General features: G+C 43.9%; 18 protein-coding genes. 8 read left to right on the top strand and 10 right to left on the bottom strand.

What is annotated here, in order from left to right; translation table 11 throughout:
- Window positions 1-61 precede the first annotated feature (61 nt).
- From GNE10_RS00930 to GNE10_RS00895, 8 genes are all read right to left on the bottom strand, one after another.
- Window positions 62-2,122 (bottom strand): hypothetical protein, encoded by a 2,061-nt coding sequence (locus GNE10_RS00930; protein WP_185563242.1) that lies wholly within the window; start codon window positions 2,120-2,122, stop codon window positions 62-64.
- A gap of 60 nt (window positions 2,123-2,182) precedes the next feature.
- Window positions 2,183-2,899 (bottom strand): hypothetical protein, encoded by a 717-nt coding sequence (locus GNE10_RS00925; protein ID WP_185563241.1) that lies wholly within the window; start codon window positions 2,897-2,899, stop codon window positions 2,183-2,185.
- Window positions 2,896-3,306, bottom strand: a complete 411-nt coding sequence (locus GNE10_RS00920) for a hypothetical protein (protein WP_185563240.1) — start codon at window positions 3,304-3,306, stop codon at window positions 2,896-2,898. The genes GNE10_RS00925 and GNE10_RS00920 overlap by 4 nt, the downstream gene beginning before the upstream one ends.
- Window positions 3,303-3,605 carry a hypothetical protein gene (locus GNE10_RS00915; protein WP_185563239.1) on the bottom strand — a complete coding sequence of 101 codons (303 nt, stop codon included), beginning with the start codon at window positions 3,603-3,605 and terminating at the stop codon, window positions 3,303-3,305. Before GNE10_RS00915 ends, GNE10_RS00920 begins: the two co-directional genes overlap by 4 nt.
- Window positions 3,606-3,700: 95 nt before the next feature.
- Window positions 3,701-3,901 carry a hypothetical protein gene (locus GNE10_RS00910; protein WP_260446705.1) on the bottom strand — a complete coding sequence of 67 codons (201 nt, stop codon included), beginning with the start codon at window positions 3,899-3,901 and terminating at the stop codon, window positions 3,701-3,703.
- A gap of 8 nt (window positions 3,902-3,909) precedes the next feature.
- The gene (locus tag GNE10_RS00905; RefSeq protein WP_185563238.1) at window positions 3,910-4,176 is read right to left on the bottom strand and encodes a hypothetical protein; all 267 of its coding nucleotides are present in this window, start codon (window positions 4,174-4,176) and stop codon (window positions 3,910-3,912) included.
- Complete coding sequence (locus tag GNE10_RS00900; protein WP_017655400.1) at window positions 4,173-4,424, bottom strand: hypothetical protein; 252 nt, start codon at window positions 4,422-4,424, stop codon at window positions 4,173-4,175. The genes GNE10_RS00905 and GNE10_RS00900 overlap by 4 nt, the downstream gene beginning before the upstream one ends.
- Before the next feature lie 3 nt (window positions 4,425-4,427).
- Window positions 4,428-5,543 carry a ParM/StbA family protein gene (locus GNE10_RS00895; protein ID WP_185563237.1) on the bottom strand — a complete coding sequence of 372 codons (1,116 nt, stop codon included), beginning with the start codon at window positions 5,541-5,543 and terminating at the stop codon, window positions 4,428-4,430.
- Between the two features lie 255 nt (window positions 5,544-5,798).
- Between GNE10_RS00895 and GNE10_RS00890 the strand changes: the two genes are divergently transcribed.
- From GNE10_RS00890 to GNE10_RS00875, 4 genes are all read left to right on the top strand, one after another.
- Window positions 5,799-5,975, top strand: a complete 177-nt coding sequence (locus tag GNE10_RS00890; RefSeq protein WP_260446704.1) for a ribbon-helix-helix domain-containing protein — start codon at window positions 5,799-5,801, stop codon at window positions 5,973-5,975.
- Between the two features lie 142 nt (window positions 5,976-6,117).
- On the top strand, window positions 6,118-6,852 hold the full coding sequence (locus GNE10_RS00885; RefSeq protein ID WP_185563236.1) for a hypothetical protein: 735 nt from the start codon (window positions 6,118-6,120) through the stop codon (window positions 6,850-6,852).
- A 269-nt stretch (window positions 6,853-7,121) separates the two neighbouring features.
- Complete coding sequence (locus tag GNE10_RS00880; RefSeq protein ID WP_185563235.1) at window positions 7,122-9,626, top strand: VapE domain-containing protein; 2,505 nt, start codon at window positions 7,122-7,124, stop codon at window positions 9,624-9,626.
- A 53-nt stretch (window positions 9,627-9,679) separates the two neighbouring features.
- On the top strand, window positions 9,680-10,357 hold the full coding sequence (locus GNE10_RS00875; RefSeq protein WP_185563234.1) for a bifunctional 2-polyprenyl-6-hydroxyphenol methylase/3-demethylubiquinol 3-O-methyltransferase UbiG: 678 nt from the start codon (window positions 9,680-9,682) through the stop codon (window positions 10,355-10,357).
- A gap of 448 nt (window positions 10,358-10,805) precedes the next feature.
- On the opposite strand, the gene mobV is transcribed toward GNE10_RS00875, so the two are convergent.
- Entirely contained in the window at window positions 10,806-12,587 is a 1,782-nt protein-coding gene (mobV, locus tag GNE10_RS00870; protein ID WP_185563233.1) for a MobV family relaxase, read from the bottom strand.
- Window positions 12,588-13,006: 419 nt separating this feature from the next.
- On the opposite strand from mobV, the gene GNE10_RS00865 reads away from it, so the two are divergent.
- The 3 genes from GNE10_RS00865 to GNE10_RS35660 all read left to right on the top strand — a co-directional run bounded on the left by GNE10_RS00865 (window position 13,007) and on the right by GNE10_RS35660 (window position 14,059).
- Window positions 13,007-13,273: a hypothetical protein gene (locus tag GNE10_RS00865; RefSeq protein WP_017655439.1), complete on the top strand. Its 267-nt coding sequence runs from the start codon at window positions 13,007-13,009 to the stop codon at window positions 13,271-13,273.
- Window positions 13,274-13,641: 368 nt separating this feature from the next.
- Window positions 13,642-13,935, top strand: a complete 294-nt coding sequence (locus GNE10_RS00860) for an HU family DNA-binding protein (RefSeq protein ID WP_242056521.1) — start codon at window positions 13,642-13,644, stop codon at window positions 13,933-13,935.
- A gap of 1 nt (window position 13,936) precedes the next feature.
- Complete coding sequence (locus GNE10_RS35660; RefSeq protein ID WP_017655437.1) at window positions 13,937-14,059, top strand: hypothetical protein; 123 nt, start codon at window positions 13,937-13,939, stop codon at window positions 14,057-14,059.
- Window positions 14,060-14,225: 166 nt separating this feature from the next.
- Here the strand turns inward: GNE10_RS35660 and GNE10_RS00855 are convergent, their stop codons facing one another.
- Window positions 14,226-15,059 (bottom strand): GIY-YIG nuclease family protein, encoded by an 834-nt coding sequence (locus tag GNE10_RS00855; protein WP_185563232.1) that lies wholly within the window; start codon window positions 15,057-15,059, stop codon window positions 14,226-14,228.
- Between the two features lie 201 nt (window positions 15,060-15,260).
- On the opposite strand from GNE10_RS00855, the gene GNE10_RS00850 reads away from it, so the two are divergent.
- Entirely contained in the window at window positions 15,261-15,869 is a 609-nt protein-coding gene (locus GNE10_RS00850; RefSeq protein WP_260446703.1) for a PspA/IM30 family protein, read from the top strand.
- The last annotated feature ends 72 nt before the right edge of the window (window positions 15,870-15,941 follow it).

Here is a 15,941-nt window from a genome sequence, read left to right as displayed (position 1 = left end):
AGCGAAAGCAAGAAACCCCTAGCTTTAGTAGGGGTATTAGTTATTAACTGTTCGATATGACTCATGGAAACAGTTCTTTGTATTCGGTGTAAGCTTGCTTCCAGCCCTTACCGTTTTTCTCTACTCCCCAGAGGGATTGAATAATTTGAGTCTGCGACATCTTCTTATCAGCCATTTGCTTGACGATGCCAGTCAGTTGAGATGGAGTTAGTTTTGCGGGAGTGTAGCGAGTTTCGGTATCGTTTGGGGTATCGTCAGCAAGGGTCTTAGAATCGCTGGTTTCTGGGTTGGTATCACCGATTCCGGTATCGTTTCCGGTATCGATAAGTGACGATTCAAAAAGCTCAAAAGCCTTATCAGTCGGCTGGTATCGGTCGGTATCGCTCTTTGTTGGGGGGACAGTGGGCGGTGGCGCATCTGGTATCACCCAATTGTCATTAATCCACGCCCTGGCCTGATTCAAAAACTCATCCTGTGGCTTCTCTTGGGGCGGCATGGAATCGGTGATATCAGCGCAATCACTTCTCAACTCTGGGAAATATTTAAGCAGTGTCCGCGCCGGGTCTGGTTGCCCAGAATGGGGATTAACCTCAGTTTTTAACCAATCTGGAATGACACCAATTTCACCCTGTGCGATCGCCTTATCAAAACTGTCAGGGTCAGCCAGGAAGTACCGCCCAGTTGCCAGTGAGATTGACTTGAGGGGAGACAGCTTTTTACTCGTGGCCTCACAGCCAATAAAAGTAGCCCCACTTTTGAAAGTATCGCCAAAACCTGCGGTGTTTTTCGTCCCTACCCAGGATGTGAGATTTTTACCGTGCAACACCACGAAAATTTGAGCGCCCTTCTTGCTGGCACGAGTGAACAGGAAGCGAATGATCCACTGCTTCTGCTCATCGCTGAGGTAATCAGACAACGCCACAGCTTCATCAATCACCAAAATAATATCTGTGTAACTATTTTGGGTGGCGTTGTCCATCTCCCTTAAATATTGGTACAAATCGCTGGCAACAATAGCATCAGCCTTTGCACCCTCCAAATGTGGGTAATTAAGTCTGCACACTAGGCGATGGCAGGCAAACGGGTACACGTCATCCCCAGCAGTGAAGTAGTGAATCTTAGTGTTTGGCTCAAGTGCTTTACTAAGGATGGCTAAAATCGCCATGAGAGTACCCTTACCACCTCGCTGATTACCTGCAATTACGGTGATTTGGTCACGAATGCACTTGGCGATATCAAAACCACTGTTGGTTAATGCGTCGATAATTGCGATCGCCCTGTGGTGTAGTGGTAGGGTCAACAATGTGTGAATGTCTGGTGCTATTGTCTGGGCTTTGGGATGTGCAGCAGATTCAGAGTGTGGGGAACTGGGTAACTCTATAAACTTTGGTTGTGGCAGTTCAGTAAATTTTGGTGAAGGTAGCTGTGGTTGTGGCTGTTGGGATTGTTGCTGAATTAGAGTCACTTGTGCATGGTTAATTCTAGGGTCAGGGGCTACCTGAGCCAGATGTTTGCACAACTGCTCAACAGTCGGAAACGCACCTCTGTAAGTGGTGAAGTTGTCCAGCAACCACCTGTAAGCATAGAACCGCTTGCCTGCTTCTACGCCCGTTAAAAAATCGGTTAAGGTGCTGGTGTACTGCCGCAGCATCACAAACTCACTACGCTCTGTGGGTGCAAGGTGGTTCATCAAATCCACAATTTCATTCGAGCCAGCGAACCATTCGGCTCTCGCTTCGCTGTCGCCCATTGCTGAAAGGAATTCGAGGAAGTTACCCCGCACAAACGGAATAGGCGCAAAGCAGTGGGAATCGGTCATATCTTGCACTACTGACCAAGCGTAACCCAGTCCTGCAACTAGCGCACCGATGGGGGCCAGTGGAGAGGTGGCATAGCAAACCACCCCGATTGATGCGGTTGCTAAAGTAACGCATTTGGCTAGGTTCATTCCTGCCCTTTCAGTCTTGGCACGAACCAACAATTGATCCAGCCTTTCTACTAGCCAAGGGGCGATGTTACCCGCTTCCAGGTGTTCAATGCAAGGATAGTCAGCCCTCAGTGGGGCAGTTTCCTTTGTAGCGAGTTGCGGTACTGGTTGATGAATATCGGGTGAAAATTCCATAATTTATCCTCCTACTAAAAGCCCTCTACCCTTGCAGGCAGAGGGCTATGAATTGCTTACTTATTTAGTTAGTCGCCAAATTGTGTACCCAATCTCCCCTGCCATCATGGTGGTGAAGTTGTAAGCCAAACACCCCAAAATTTGTCCAGGGTCGGTGTAGGCAAATGGGTTACGACCTACAAAGGTTGTGGTTAAATCGAATATCCAAAAGAACAGTGCGATTGCACCTCCAGCATGACGTTCTTTCATGCCAGCCACTTTGTAATCACGCCACAGGGCGGTAGTCAGGTCAATATTCCCGGTGGGTTTACTGCCAAGGGTGTACTGTTTCGATTCCTCAAACTCACTTCTGGCTTGGTCTGGGCGTTTACCCCGTAAACTCCGGGCTTCCATCACTTGAACTAAAGCCGAAATTCCCAATGCCAGCCAGAAAAATAGATTAAACGGGAGCGTTAACCATCCAAACCAGCCAATCCAAGTTTTTTCAAACCACGCGAACATCGGGATTCCTTGAAAGAGTGTCTGCCAAATTCCATCAGCACTCAGAAGTGTGCCAAGAAAGAAACCCATTGCACCGAGTATTTTTGTACCGGATGAACCAGGGGTGACGAACTGGACAAAGATATGGGTAATGAAGGTGACGGGCAGGGCAATGATATCAACAATCCATTGCGCTAGGATTTCTGCGTAATTAGTAACTCTTTTATTGCTGGTTTTTGGGGAAGTTGCAGTTGTCGAGTGTGAATCAGAGGGTGGCTTATATTCTGCACTTTTCATGATTTACTTGACTCCATTTGAGGGGATAATTTGCAGACATTTTTGTAGTGATACTTCCAAAGCCAACGGCGTTCTGCTATCTGCCCTATGCAACGACCAGAAGAGTCATAAACATAAACTTGCTCATCCTCCTGGTAATAGCTGGTATCAGGTCTGGGGTTGCGTTTTGGGTTGTCTAAATAGCCTCTGATTCTGAGTTTTAAACTGGTCGGTAAAATACCAGTTTCATTCAATTTGTCGCTAGTTAATTTACGTTGTTGGATGCGTGAACGTTCAAGAGATTCTCTTGCTTCTAAGTTCGACACAGCCGAAAAAGTGTAGAACTGCTGCGGCAATTTGATGAACAGAGGTGAAGCAATCAAACCCAATCCCAATAGCCCTAGCATGGCTTGTTTTTGGTACTTCATTTCTGATGTTTCAATTGATTGATGATTGCTTCTGCTAATCCCAAGTGGTCGCCTATGGGAGTGTACTGGTACAAATCCTCTTGAAGTTTTTGAATTGTTTGGGCTGATTCTGACAGTAAATATTGTCCCTGTGTAGCAATTTCAGCAGCGATTAAGTTTTCAGTTATTGCTTTCAAAAAATGCAGTTTTTCAATGCGATTAATCCCTTCAAGACAGGAACCATAAGTATCTTGAAGCCAATCTAAATAACTGCCATCTCCAGGTGTTAGAGCGCAGTAATAGCCTAATGGTTTCGTCATCTTGCTACAATCCTTATGTCGTTTATCGTTATGCGGCGGTAGACACATTGGTAGGGCGATTGCTTGCTTTGGTCGGCTGGGCAATCGCTCTCCCATCACTGAAAAAAGCCTTCTCTTGAAACATCCACAGTTGAATCTGCGGCTGACCATTGCAGAGTATTGAAAAATTGGCTTACGTCCCCAAGGGTTACATCACAATCAAATTGCAAGCGTTGATATTGTGGATGCTGCCGAATTTGGGTTACTAATTGTTGGGCTTGTGCAATCAATTCTGGTAGTGGTTGATTACTCATCATGAACCTCATCAAAATATTGATAATTGCAATGATTCTTGGCTGATGACACTCGCATTGGTACTCATCCCTGCCACTTCATAACAACGAGTAGTTAAAGCTTTGTGATTGAGCAATAAATCAGCTTTCTTCCGTTGTCCAGCCAGAGGGCGAAAGTGATACTTTGGATGCTGGATTGTACCTGTTTTGTACAGGTATTGATATAGTGTTCGGTCAATCTGATAAACCTTGGAATTTGTTAGTAGGGTTGAATCGTAGACCCTATTTAGGTTATTCATGAAGCCACTCCCTTAAACTGAGAAGCCATGTTTGCTAGTCCGGTCTTATTCGGTTGAATTGCTGTTGGTGTTGATGGAGAATTCTGAGTTTTTGGAGGGGTCTGTACACCAATACCACCGGAGAAAATCAGCTTTTCTACTGCTGCACTAAGGGCTTGGGTTGGCGCATCTTGGGGGATATTGAACATTTGACACAATTCAATAACCGCTAAGTATGAGATGGTTATACGCCGAGATTCGTAGTTCATTAATTAAGCTCCTGTGGATATTTCTGTTAATAGCTTTAAGCCAAAAGCATTGATGAATTGGGGATTTTCTAAAACCACAAATCCCAATTCAGCAAGATTTTGATCCACTACTGGCAGAGAGACACCACCGCCCCAAGCAACCAAGTATTTTGCACGGTCTAAATAGTTGCCAGAAGTAACAAAGTTAGCGAATTTTTCAATGCGATTCGACCACCATTCATCCAAACATTGGGCATATTCAATTTCAAAATTCTTGCCTGTTAGGTGATTACCTCCGTATGTAAAAGTGCCTTCTAAAATCCCTTGATTAACTAATGTGGGTGAGTGTTTTACGTCCTTAGTAATCAAGCTTATTGGGTCGTTTCGTTTGTCGAGAGCTTCTGCAATCATCGAATGCAGTTGCCCACATCCACCCTCAATCAAATGTTGGTCTATAACTGCACCGTTGCCATTAAAAACTGTGCCTAGCCAAGTCGATGAACCGATATCAAGGGCGATAGCAATCTCTGATTCTTCTAGCGCTAATGAGGCTTCCCCAAATAAGCAGTAGGCGATGCTCCCATAGCCTTCTGGATAAATGCCTGTGACTACAATTTCAACCGTCTTGGTGACAATCTCACGGGTTACGGGGTGTTTGTGCTGGAAGGTATGAGTACCTTGCACTCTGCGTTTAATTTCAGAAGACCAGCGTTCTGGGTTGTGGTTACTCAAGCTGATTGAAAGTTTCATACCGTCGGGGATATTGAGAACTGCTAAGTCTGCAAGGATGCTTTCTAATGCCAGTTCTGCTTTTTTGGCTTTGTCGTCATGTAGTAGGGTATGGTCAAGTTTTGCGATCGCCGCAGTTCCCCAAAAAAATTGAACATCTTTTAAGTCCAGGCGTGACCCTTGTATATAACGAACCCAGCAGCCATCTTTTGAAATTGTTTCGTGAAGGTGGATGTTACGGTTGCGAACTACTGAGTAGGCGGCAGGCATCATGATGCAAAAATCACCTATGATTGCCTTCCCATACCCTGCACCAGGGTCTTTACCCGCGTTGAGGTCAGTTAGCCCGGAATTGGCAAGCAAGTCTGCTTGAACAAGCCAATTTTTGGCATTCAAGATAACGGAAGTCATTGTTCTGTTGTTTGGTAAAAGTCTTGTTTTTTCTGGCTTGGCATTGATTTTTAGGCAAATCTAGACAAATCCAGATATCCAGTTAGAGGTTCGCCTTAACTTCACTTTCTGGCTTCTGTTGCCTTTGTAGGGTGACTGTTTTTGGCTAACAACCACATCATATCACATCATGATGTGGTTGAAAATGATAAGATCGTATGCGATCGGACAAGAGAGCATATCATGATGTCAGGTGAGCAAACGAGTTCTGACTTAATGAGCAAAAAGTTAAATGCAATTATTCCAGATGAAACTTGGGAGGCGCTAGAGCAGATTGCTAATGAAGAGATGAGGACTAAAAGCCAAATGGCAGCTATTCTGCTTGGTGAAGCGATCGCGGCCAGACGCACAAAAAAATCAAAATCTCAGAAGCCAGAAAAAGCAGAGGAATGAGCGATGACACCAAACCAGAAAAACCTACTGCCAGCACTGAATAAAGAATCTAATAGATGGCTATTAGTTCAAAAATGCAGTGTCAAGCATTAGAATTGCTACAGTTCGTGCTATTTCACGTTATTAATCTTTAAGGTCTCCAATGACTACTGTGAAAGACCCACCAACCGATTTTCAACTCCCACCGCACAACGAAGCGGCGCTAGAAAGAATTAGGGAGGGGAAAGACTATGAGTCCACTGTTGCTCTAGTTGCTAGTGGTGCTGCACTGGCATCGGGCGGCATGGTTCATCCGTTAGGCTGGGTTCTTTTTGCGTTGGCTTACAAGCCGTTGATCCGAGTTGAAAAACTTGCACGACTGGAAAAATTAATAACTCTACTTTTACAAGAGTTTAAAAGCGAAGGTATACAAGTCTTTCCGGTGCTGAAGGTAGAAGAACAAAATCCTATTGACTTGTTTATCAGGTTTCCCAAAAAGGCACACCTGATCATCTCTATTCGTTCGCGGGGAGATAGTGAGGTTGTCTACAACGAAAAAAGGGAAATTCTACAGGTAAAAAAGAAAGGTAAGAATGGTTTAACTACCTGGAAACCCTGCCCATTAGTTGAGCTATCGGATTATGAGAGATGGGTCACTAAAAATAGAGCTTTGTTCGGAATGACCTCAAAAGAGGTAACAAAAACACCGACAGCAAAAGTTTTGGTCTTGTGGAGTCCTACCAAGGCAGCAGAAGACCACAACCCACATCTTTATTCTGAGATGGGAAGTATAAGACTTCTAGCTCTCAGGAGAAAAGGTACAGCATTTGTTATTCAACAGGAGGAAGTAACCGAGTTGGTTAGGGCTTGGTTAGCCAAGTACGAAGAGAATAAATAGTGAAAACCCCACGTCTCGAAGAGACAACGGGGCTTTCTGATTTCTATTCAATTGGAATTGGGGATTGGGTGGAAAGCCTAATTAATATCCCTACCAGTAATTTTATCTTACTTTTTTGGACTATTAAGCCATTGTAACATCGGCAACCAAAATAGAAAGACCAACTCAGGAATTTGATGAAATTAGATTGCTGAATGCTTGTATAAAAGATTACTGCCACAGGATAGCTCCAATTCCTCCAAAACCACATTTAATGGAGGATTAGGAAAATGTCGCTACAAGTATTTAATGACTCAGCCACAAACAATAAACCAGTAGAAGTTACCAAAACTAACCCTTGCCCCCACTGCTCTAAACCGGACTGGTGCTACTCCATTGGGGAACTAACAGTCTGTAACCGAGATGCCGAACCCGCTACTGGGTGGGAGAGGACATCTAAAACTGACCGCAACGGCAAACCATACTACGCACCAGCCACAGCCAAAAAATCGCCCCGTCCCCAAGGCAAGAAAGAATATATTTACACCGACACAGCAGGTAATCCCTTAATCAAAGTAACTGTTATTCGTCCAGGGAAGACCAAAGATAAGGATGTCTTTCAGGAATATTGGCAAGGTACACATTGGCATAGAGCCAAAGACTTGACAGCAGAATTAAAACGTTCCTACCAGCAACAAATCACCATTTATCGTTATGCCGAAGTAAGGCAAGCGATCGCTGCTGGTAGACCTATATTTATGGTCGAAGGTGAGGAAATAGCCGATATTCTCTGGGCAATGGACATACCTGCCACCACCACAATCGGCGGTGCTGGTAAGTATCGCGCTTATGGTAACTACCAAGATTCTTTAGTTGGTGCTAACCTAGTTCTTTGTCCCGACCGTGACGAACCAGGGCTAAAGCACATGGAGGATATTAACAAAGACTTCCCAGATGCTAAGTGGTTGTATGCCCCACCCAATGATTTTTACTGGACACACTTACCCAAACATGGCGGATTAGATATTAAAGACTGGGTACAAGATGGGGCAACAGCTGATGATATCCTACAAGCCATCGAGGATAGACGAGTCGTCGTTGATGCGCTCAATAAAACCCTGGAACTTGAAGCCCAACGGGATAGGCCCACCGAAAGTAAACTGGAGCAAAAATTGAATGCTATCCGTGCCGTCTGGGGAGGTCGCCTACGCTGGAATATCCTCAAAAAGCAAGTTGAGTTAGACGGGCAAAGACTACCACTTGACCGGATTGATTTAAAAGTGGCAATTCATGTTCATATCGATATCAGCAAGGAACAAGCTAAAGGCATTGTCTTAGAACTAGCTCTAGCCAACCCATACAATCCAGTAGTTGAGTATTTAGAATCAGTAGCCCAGCGTTACCCCAACGTAGATGTCAGTTTGTTAGATAAATTAGCCGAACGTTACTTCGGCACTACTGACCCATTACACGCCGCACTGATGAAACGGACTTTAATCGCCGCCGTCGCCAGGGCATTTGAGCCAGGATGTAAACACGATGAAATTACCATCCTCCAAGGTAAACAGAAATCCCTCAAATCCACATTCTGGGAAGTCTTAGCCGGGGAAGAATTTTTCACCGATGACCTCAACGGCACAGAGAAAGACGAGATTTTAAAAATTAGCCAGTATTGGATTTTAGAATATGCTGAGTTTGAGAACGCCTACAAGAAAAAGGATGTCTCCCAACTCAAAGCGTTTCTGTCGAGAAAGAAAGACTCAATGCGTCGCCCTTATGGTACTGATATTGAGGATTTCCCCCGTCCATCAATCTTAGTGGGAACTACCAATTTAGATGAATTTCTCTATGACCCCACAGGTGAGCGTCGCTTTTGGGTAATTAAGGTTTTATTCAAGAAAATACCCATTGACCTACTCAAGCAAGAACGGGATTTAATTTGGGCAACGGCTGTGTCAGCCTACCGCAATGGTGAACAATGGCGACTGACCGACACCGAAGATGAATGGTTAGACGCAGCCAATAAACAATACCAAAGCACTGACACATGGGAATCGGCGGTAATGGCTTGGGCTGAGTTACACAAGGAAGTATCTGTGGGAGAAATACTGAGTGATGTTCTCAAAATTGAGTTAGCCAAGCAAACTAAAGCCGAACAAAACCGAGTCGCTGCTATTTTACGTTCTCACGGCTGGACAAGGGGCGATCGCAAACGGGTAAACGGTCGGTTAATTCGTCCCTGGCTTCGACCCCAACAAGAGGTGGAACAAGAGGTGGAACGGGGGGTGGAACAGGAGGTGGAACACCCTCAAACCCTGATTACACCAGACTTACAGCCAGAGTGTTCCACCTGTTCCACCAATTCCCCCCAAACTTTTCCAAATTTTGATAGCACTAATGAAACTGCTCAAGGGATACTGCACCAAACAACAGCGCCAGAAGTAACCGCACAAGAAACAACAGCGTTAGAAAAAAATCAAAAAAGTTTAGAGGGACAGGGGGTGGAACAACCTGTAGGCGAGCTTCAAACCCAGTCACCACAAGCAATAGAAACCTGTTCCACCTCCCGTTCCACCCCCTGTTCCACCCCCTGTTCCACCTTGAGATTAACCAGTGAGGAGGAACTACTCGGCAATGTGGAATTGATTAGAGGGTGTATTGCGGATCAGTCTTGGGAGATGATTGCCACGCTGACAGAAGAATGGACTGTTGAGTTGAAATCGGCTGTTTGGAATTTATTAACACTAGAAGAACGTTCAAGAATCAACGCGCTCAAAGCCCATAACCAAACTTAAGGCTCTTGAAACAGCACAAAGATAGGTGAAAATTAGGCTTGACTAGTTGAACTATGGACAATAAAGAACAACAAATCCTCTGTTCATGGGCGATAAATGCCGACCCTTGGACGCGCGTAGTTGAGCAAAAGCTTCTAGAGAGCCGTGTTCTAGTTACAGACAACGCTATATTAGAAGCCTTTGTTGAACTAAAACCACGAACATTCTTAGATATAGGGTGTGGTGAAGGTTGGTTGTGCCGGGAACTATGGAAGCGTGGGTTTGAAGGATGGGGAGTAGATGCTATTGCCCAAATGGTGGAAACAGCACTCGGCCAAGGAGATGAGCGCTTTGTTGTCAGTTCCTATCGTGATTTGCCCTTACAGAGCTTTGGCAGCATAAAACAGTTTGACTGCTTCATCTGTAACTTTTCCATTCTGGGAGAAAGTACCGTATCAGAGATAGCCCATGCGGGTGAGAGCTTGTTACAGCCCAACGGCAAAATAATTATTCAAACACTGCACCCTCACATTGCTTGTGGTGAATTGCCATACGAGAATGGATGGCGCTCTACTAGCTGGCTGGGAATAGGAAACGAAGAATTTCACCCGGCTCCTTGGTACTTTAGAACAGTCGAATCATGGATTGAGGAATTTCATCGGCGCAATTACCGATTACTCAAGTTAATCGAACCTATCCACCCAAAGACCAACTCCCCAGCCTCAATATTATTCATCTTTGAACGGCAGTGATAGAGACTGTTAGCTAGAGAGTCATATTCTCGCTCTTTGTCAGGAACTACCTCGCTCTACTGCTGATATGGGCTGACTCATAGAACAATTTCTCAAGAGTCTTTAAGTATGTGTTTTTTAGCGTAATAAAACACCTCAGTGTGCTATGTCAGTTTCATGTGAAATCTATGGTAAATCCTTGGTGGATTTATGTTAAATACTAGTCAGATCCATGTTCAATTCATGGGAATGCCAACGCCTGACCGCAGTTTCCTTATGTCAAATCCTTGGTAAATCTATGGTAGTTCCATGTTGGAGTGACGTTAATTTCATGTCAGTTGAAAAAAATTGAAGTCTCGCACAGTACGCAAAAAAGTTTTGACAGATTTTTTGAGTCAAAATCGAGAAAGAAAAAAACAGACAGCAAAAATTACTACTAAAAGACTACATTAGCACTACAAGAACGCTATCAAAGGCTTAAGCCTTCTTCTTGGTTTGGCTGTTGAAATAACTGCTTTTGATAATCAAGAAGCTGCTGATTCCAATCTCTGGCTTTGGGCTTTAGCCTTTTGGACTGTGGCAGTAGTTCCAATACAGCCCGTGCAGCTGCATCGCCAGCATTGTCTGGGTCAAAAGCCACTTGTACAAGAGGAATATTCCGCCATTGCTCCACTGGTAAGCTGTTGGGGTTATCTACCGCCAGAAAGAGCGTTCTAGTCGTTGGCGCACCATTAACCTGATACTCCAGCATAGCGAAGGATATGGCATCAATGGGCGACTTCAAAAGCACCAATTTCTCTGGTGGATCAGTAGGCTGTCCACCCAAGTAGAAGTGAAACCAGCTATTACCACGTTGAGTCCCTTTCTCATAACCCTTGAAACTGTTGTTCTCACCCCTTGTTCCACGCAGGAATGCACCGCTTGGTTGTCCGTCTAGATTCCGCATCACAAACACAGCGTTTTGTTGGTCATCAGCATAAACCAGTCCAGTGCTGTGTAGAAGTTGCACAAAATCTTGGGGTAAGCCACGTTTCTGGGTAAGGTAGTTAGAAACTGCTGGCCATTGGGTTTTGTCCTCAACTCTTAGCTGGAACTGGGGACGAGGTTCTGACTGGATAATCTCAGTAGTCACTTGACGAGCGTGAGCTAGAGCTGCTCGTTCTGCTCCAGCTTCACCGAAACGCTCATGCAACCAGACAAGAGCCTGCCGGAAATTGCAAGAGTTAACGTGCATCACCAAATCAATCGCACCGCCACCGCCTTTGGAGTGTTCTGGCGCAAAGTCGTAAAACTTGGAGCCATCTATATTAATGATGTGACCGTGACCTTTCCACCGATCTAGATCATGATGTAGCCCCAACTCCCAGGCAACATCCTCCAGGGGTAAGTCGCGCAGAAGTTGAGTCTTTAACTCAAGCTCGCGTACCCGTTTTTCTAGTTGCTGCCGCTCCTTTTCGCTGGCTCTAGCCCGTTGCTCTGCCCGTTCTAATCGCTGTTGCATGAACTTACGGTCAGCCAGTTGGTGGTTAATTGCTTGGAACTGTTCATCTGACTGAATCCTGGCTACATAACTACTAGCTGATTCAAATGGCGTTGGCGCTAATTGGTTATTCGACAAGACGGCGGTGAGTGGTTCACTATTAACCGCTTGGTAATACTCCTTTACCTTGGTGTGGGTTGCCTTACTGCCCTTAACCCCCCGTTCTATGCCCAGTGGTGCTAATGCTAGAGCATAGCTGTCTTGGAGTTTGGATAACTTGATTCTTCCCTGTCCACCTCTGCCGCCAAACATCGCATCATGACTAAGCCGACCAGTTTTATCGTTCAATGGCACGATGTAGGCGTGGATATGTGGGGTACTTTCATCTAGGTGGAGTTCAGCTCTCACACATTTTGACCCATAGTTTTGAGCTAGCCAGTCACGAGATGCGATCGCCCATTGCTGCATCAGTGAATCAGACCACTGCCCAGAAGCTGATGGATTATCGGGACGAAAATACTCAGGACTGGCACTTAAAAACATTTCAGTACATAACACCGCATCCTTTCGTGGGCGATGCTTGAGGGTGGAGATTTTCTCTTTGACTATCTCCTCTAAAGAGCGTGAGTCTTCTTCCCCAATTAATCGCACATTCTCTTTAGTTGGATCTGCATTGGGTGTTTCTCTGTTCCTTAACACATGGTCATCACTGCCGGCGACATTACCAAATGTTTTGAGTTTCTCAATCCTGAGAATCGTCAGGGGCGACATAGAGGATTTATACTACAAACGCAGCACTTTGTACTACTCAAAACCCCGCAGGGCGAACGGCGGTTTCGTGTCACGAGCGCAGCGAAGGATGGCGCAGCCACCCGCAGGGCATGAAACCATAGTGAGTATGGTATACATTATACCCCAGCCCTAAATCCACTTTTGGGGTAGAAATCCTTCACAATCCCTGGTGCGAAAATCCCCTCAACTCACCCTTTAGAGGGGAAAATGACAGTCGTTTGACAGTCGTAGGGTTGGGGAGATTTGACTGTCTTTTGACTGTGGTTTGACAGTCGTTTGGTATATTAAAGGGGTGATTACGGGGTGTTTACGGGGGATTTTGACATCGGAAAATTTCTAGTATTAATTAAAACAATGGCTTACTAATAATCTACTTTAATTTGGTAGGAATACAGAATATGGAGCAACCTAATCTGGAAGTGCTTTCGATTAAGCGTAGTCATGACAGTAGCGATGGTCAGCTACTGCAATTTTTACGAGAGCGTGAGCGTACTATGTCGGGCAGAGGTCTGACTAAAATTGTTCTCAACACTTTAAGGATGTGCTGGTGGCCTTTTGTTCTCAAGAGTCAGGGTGCTGACAAAAACACTTTAAGGACTGCTGTGATTTCCTGTGTCTCACAGTTGGAATTACAGATTTACTTGCTCAAGCAGTTACTCGATTGAGCAATTCTTTGAAGTACGCTTGCAACATCGCCGTCAAAACTTTTTTGCGTACTGTGCGAGAGTTTGGGTCAGGAAAAATGGGCGGATAAATCAGGGTCGCTTATGAGGCTTTTGGGGTACACATCCTTAGATTTACCTTTGATTTACCTTATAAATGCCATTAAAATGCCATTGCGAAACCTTATTTTTGGCAAAATGACCAAATTTTTCAAAAATTTAATTTGAGGCAGCAGTAAATCCTTACATCTGCCATTGCTATGCCATTTCCATGCCATTGGTTTACCTTATATTTGCCTTTTTTAAGAAATCCTTCTAAATACCTTATAAATGCCTTTGGGGTTAAATAATAGTTAGGGTGCGAAGTTTATATGAAGCCAAGAAAAGTTAGTATCAATCCGCCTAAGATGTCTGTTGATAAAAAGGAACTGGTACGCCGCGTTTCCCAACGTTTGAGTAAACCTACTGGAGCAGTTGAAGAAATTATTGATGCCACCCTTGAAGAAATTTATGAATCTCTAAAACTTGGGGACAGTGTTGCTCTACGGAACTTCGGCACTTTCTATGTCAGAACAGGGCGAGATTGCTGGGTGTTTAAGTTCAATCCCTCACAACGGTTACGTCAAGCGTTTGGGTGGTCGTCTACTCATAAGCCCAAGCCCTAACATGACAGAAAATGGGTTTGAAGTAGTTGATGCGGGGCTGCAAATTTTCGAGAAAAAGCCCAAGGAGCCTAAACCAGATGTAGAAGCAGAGGCTGCTTCTGAAGTAACTGGGGTACCTTCATAAAGGTATAAAAAGCATTCAACAGTAAATTTCCACCTCTCCAATGAGATATTGGCAGAGGTGGAAGCAATCTTAATTGGCGATTCTACGAGATTCTAAATAGGTTTACTGCTAACTATATATCGTAGCTATGCCCTAATGATTGTAATTAAAATTGAGTTTGGTCTAGTTATTTATTAATCCAAAGTAATGGAATAGGATCTTTTTCATAAAAACATATACCCAAAAAATCATGAGAATATTTGCTGCTCATTTCGGCTAAACCAACTTTAGTGAGCGCTCGTAACTTAATTCCAGCAAGCTCTTTAGTATCCGTACTCAATTTTAAATTTTTATAGTAATGAGTAGGAGTGATATGAATAAGAACTCCATTACAAGCGACTTGCCAATAATTATTGTATGAAAGATTTTTTCGAGCATTTACTTTTTGCGCTCTACTACCTGGACGAACAACTTCCCCAAATATTCTTCCGTATCTATTCCACTGAAATTTTAGACTGGTATTTTTATCCTTATTCTCTTGTATAAAATTTTTAATCCTTGCTGCTGTTCCTTTTGGTGAACAGTCTGTCCAGTCATATTTTAAATAAACATTTGTTAGTTCATCGTTGCTTTTATATTGGATACCAGTAATAATTAAACGTCTAGATAAACTCTTTAAAAATTCTCTAAAAATTTGCTCTGAAGGAATAATCCGAGAAGATTCAACTTCTGTTCCGTTTAGTAAAGGATGAAACTTTTTAATTAAATATTTTTCTGCCTCTGCTAATCCTGAATCATTCCAAGCTATCCAAGCTATCTTTACAGGATATTTTTTATCAATCTCTTCTAATTGATATTGACGATGATGATTTTTCCATCTGGCTGCTAAATTAGTAGCTTGTCCTATGTAGAGAAGCCGATTATCTGAATCTATTGCAAAGTAAATAGCAGTACAACTAGGAAGATTTTTCAATTCACATAACTGAACGGAAGGCAACTCAAAAGGATTAATCAATGTCATTGGCAGCTTTTTTTTTAAATTGCTTTCAGTTATTTGTTACTTGTGCTAATTAGTATAAGTAAACCAAACTTTATACAAAATTTAAGAAGAGTAAGGAAGTTTTCATTGATTCCTACGAAGTAGAAAAAATTTACTTAGTTTAAGCTGAGACGGTGCAGACTACTTTCCAAATGCACAACCAGTATAAGGAAATACAGTGCTATGGGACAACTGTTTGGTCGAATTAAGCGACTCGTCAAGGCAGAACTTAACTATTCTAAGAGCGAAATCAGCACAGATAACTATGAAGACGCTGTAGCATTAGCGGTACTAGGAGGCGTAGCAGGTGCATCCCTTGGCAAAATAGGGATACTTGCAAAGGGTACTGGCTTGAGCGTTGGTGCTGTTCCTTTGACTGCTACAGGTGCTTTAACTGGTCTTGCCTTGTATGAAGCTATAAGACTAATCACACTGGGGGATACTTCATCTGTTGGTGCAGCAGCAATTGGAGCGTCTGTTGGGGGTGGTATTTCTGCTGCCATTGGTGGTGTGGGAGTTGCCACAGGGGGAACTGCCTTTGCTGTTGGTATGGCTCCTATGGTCGCTGCTGGCTCTGTAGTTGGGCTTGGGATAGCTGGCTTAAATCGACTGCTTCAACAAGGAGTTGACCCAGAAAAACTACTAGACCTAGCTATTGAGGATATGCAGCAAGAGTTGTTAAAGTTACGTCGAGCTGTAATCCCAATTATGGTTACTCAAAAACAAACGCTGCAACAGTATGAACAAGCTCAATCTGAAGTGAGTAAGTGGCAAAGACGTACACAACTGTGATTTTACCCCCCGCATGACCAAATTTTGAACCATAGCGTGACCAAAAATTAACGTAATTTCAAGGTTTTGAGC

It is taken from the genome of Nostoc sp. 2RC (genome assembly GCF_014222165.1).
GTDB classification, from domain to species: Bacteria; Cyanobacteriota; Cyanobacteriia; order Cyanobacteriales; family Nostocaceae; genus Nostoc; species Nostoc linckia.
The sequence above is the reverse complement of the archived record's forward strand: the minus strand, read 5'-3'. Positions and strand labels throughout refer to the sequence as shown.

What these genes read in the sequence shown, in the direction of transcription:
- GNE10_RS00930 (WP_185563242.1), bottom strand. Translation starts at nt 2,122, where the DNA reads ATGGAATTTTCACCCGATATTCATCAACCAGTACCGCAACTCGCTACA.
- GNE10_RS00925 (WP_185563241.1), bottom strand. Translation starts at nt 2,899, where the DNA reads ATGAAAAGTGCAGAATATAAGCCACCCTCTGATTCACACTCGACAACT.
- GNE10_RS00920 (WP_185563240.1), bottom strand. Translation starts at nt 3,306, where the DNA reads ATGAAGTACCAAAAACAAGCCATGCTAGGGCTATTGGGATTGGGTTTG.
- GNE10_RS00915 (WP_185563239.1), bottom strand. Translation starts at nt 3,605, where the DNA reads ATGACGAAACCATTAGGCTATTACTGCGCTCTAACACCTGGAGATGGC.
- GNE10_RS00910 (WP_260446705.1), bottom strand. Translation starts at nt 3,901, where the DNA reads ATGATGAGTAATCAACCACTACCAGAATTGATTGCACAAGCCCAACAA.
- GNE10_RS00905 (WP_185563238.1), bottom strand. Translation starts at nt 4,176, where the DNA reads ATGAATAACCTAAATAGGGTCTACGATTCAACCCTACTAACAAATTCC.
- GNE10_RS00900 (WP_017655400.1), bottom strand. Translation starts at nt 4,424, where the DNA reads ATGAACTACGAATCTCGGCGTATAACCATCTCATACTTAGCGGTTATT.
- GNE10_RS00895 (WP_185563237.1), bottom strand. Translation starts at nt 5,543, where the DNA reads ATGACTTCCGTTATCTTGAATGCCAAAAATTGGCTTGTTCAAGCAGAC.
- GNE10_RS00890 (WP_260446704.1), top strand. Translation starts at nt 5,799, where the DNA reads ATGAGCAAAAAGTTAAATGCAATTATTCCAGATGAAACTTGGGAGGCG.
- GNE10_RS00885 (WP_185563236.1), top strand. Translation starts at nt 6,118, where the DNA reads ATGACTACTGTGAAAGACCCACCAACCGATTTTCAACTCCCACCGCAC.
- GNE10_RS00880 (WP_185563235.1), top strand. Translation starts at nt 7,122, where the DNA reads ATGTCGCTACAAGTATTTAATGACTCAGCCACAAACAATAAACCAGTA.
- GNE10_RS00875 (WP_185563234.1), top strand. Translation starts at nt 9,680, where the DNA reads ATGGACAATAAAGAACAACAAATCCTCTGTTCATGGGCGATAAATGCC.
- mobV (WP_185563233.1), bottom strand. Translation starts at nt 12,587, where the DNA reads ATGTCGCCCCTGACGATTCTCAGGATTGAGAAACTCAAAACATTTGGT.
- GNE10_RS00865 (WP_017655439.1), top strand. Translation starts at nt 13,007, where the DNA reads ATGGAGCAACCTAATCTGGAAGTGCTTTCGATTAAGCGTAGTCATGAC.
- GNE10_RS00860 (WP_242056521.1), top strand. Translation starts at nt 13,642, where the DNA reads ATGAAGCCAAGAAAAGTTAGTATCAATCCGCCTAAGATGTCTGTTGAT.
- GNE10_RS35660 (WP_017655437.1), top strand. Translation starts at nt 13,937, where the DNA reads ATGACAGAAAATGGGTTTGAAGTAGTTGATGCGGGGCTGCAAATTTTC.
- GNE10_RS00855 (WP_185563232.1), bottom strand. Translation starts at nt 15,059, where the DNA reads ATGACATTGATTAATCCTTTTGAGTTGCCTTCCGTTCAGTTATGTGAA.
- GNE10_RS00850 (WP_260446703.1), top strand. Translation starts at nt 15,261, where the DNA reads ATGGGACAACTGTTTGGTCGAATTAAGCGACTCGTCAAGGCAGAACTT.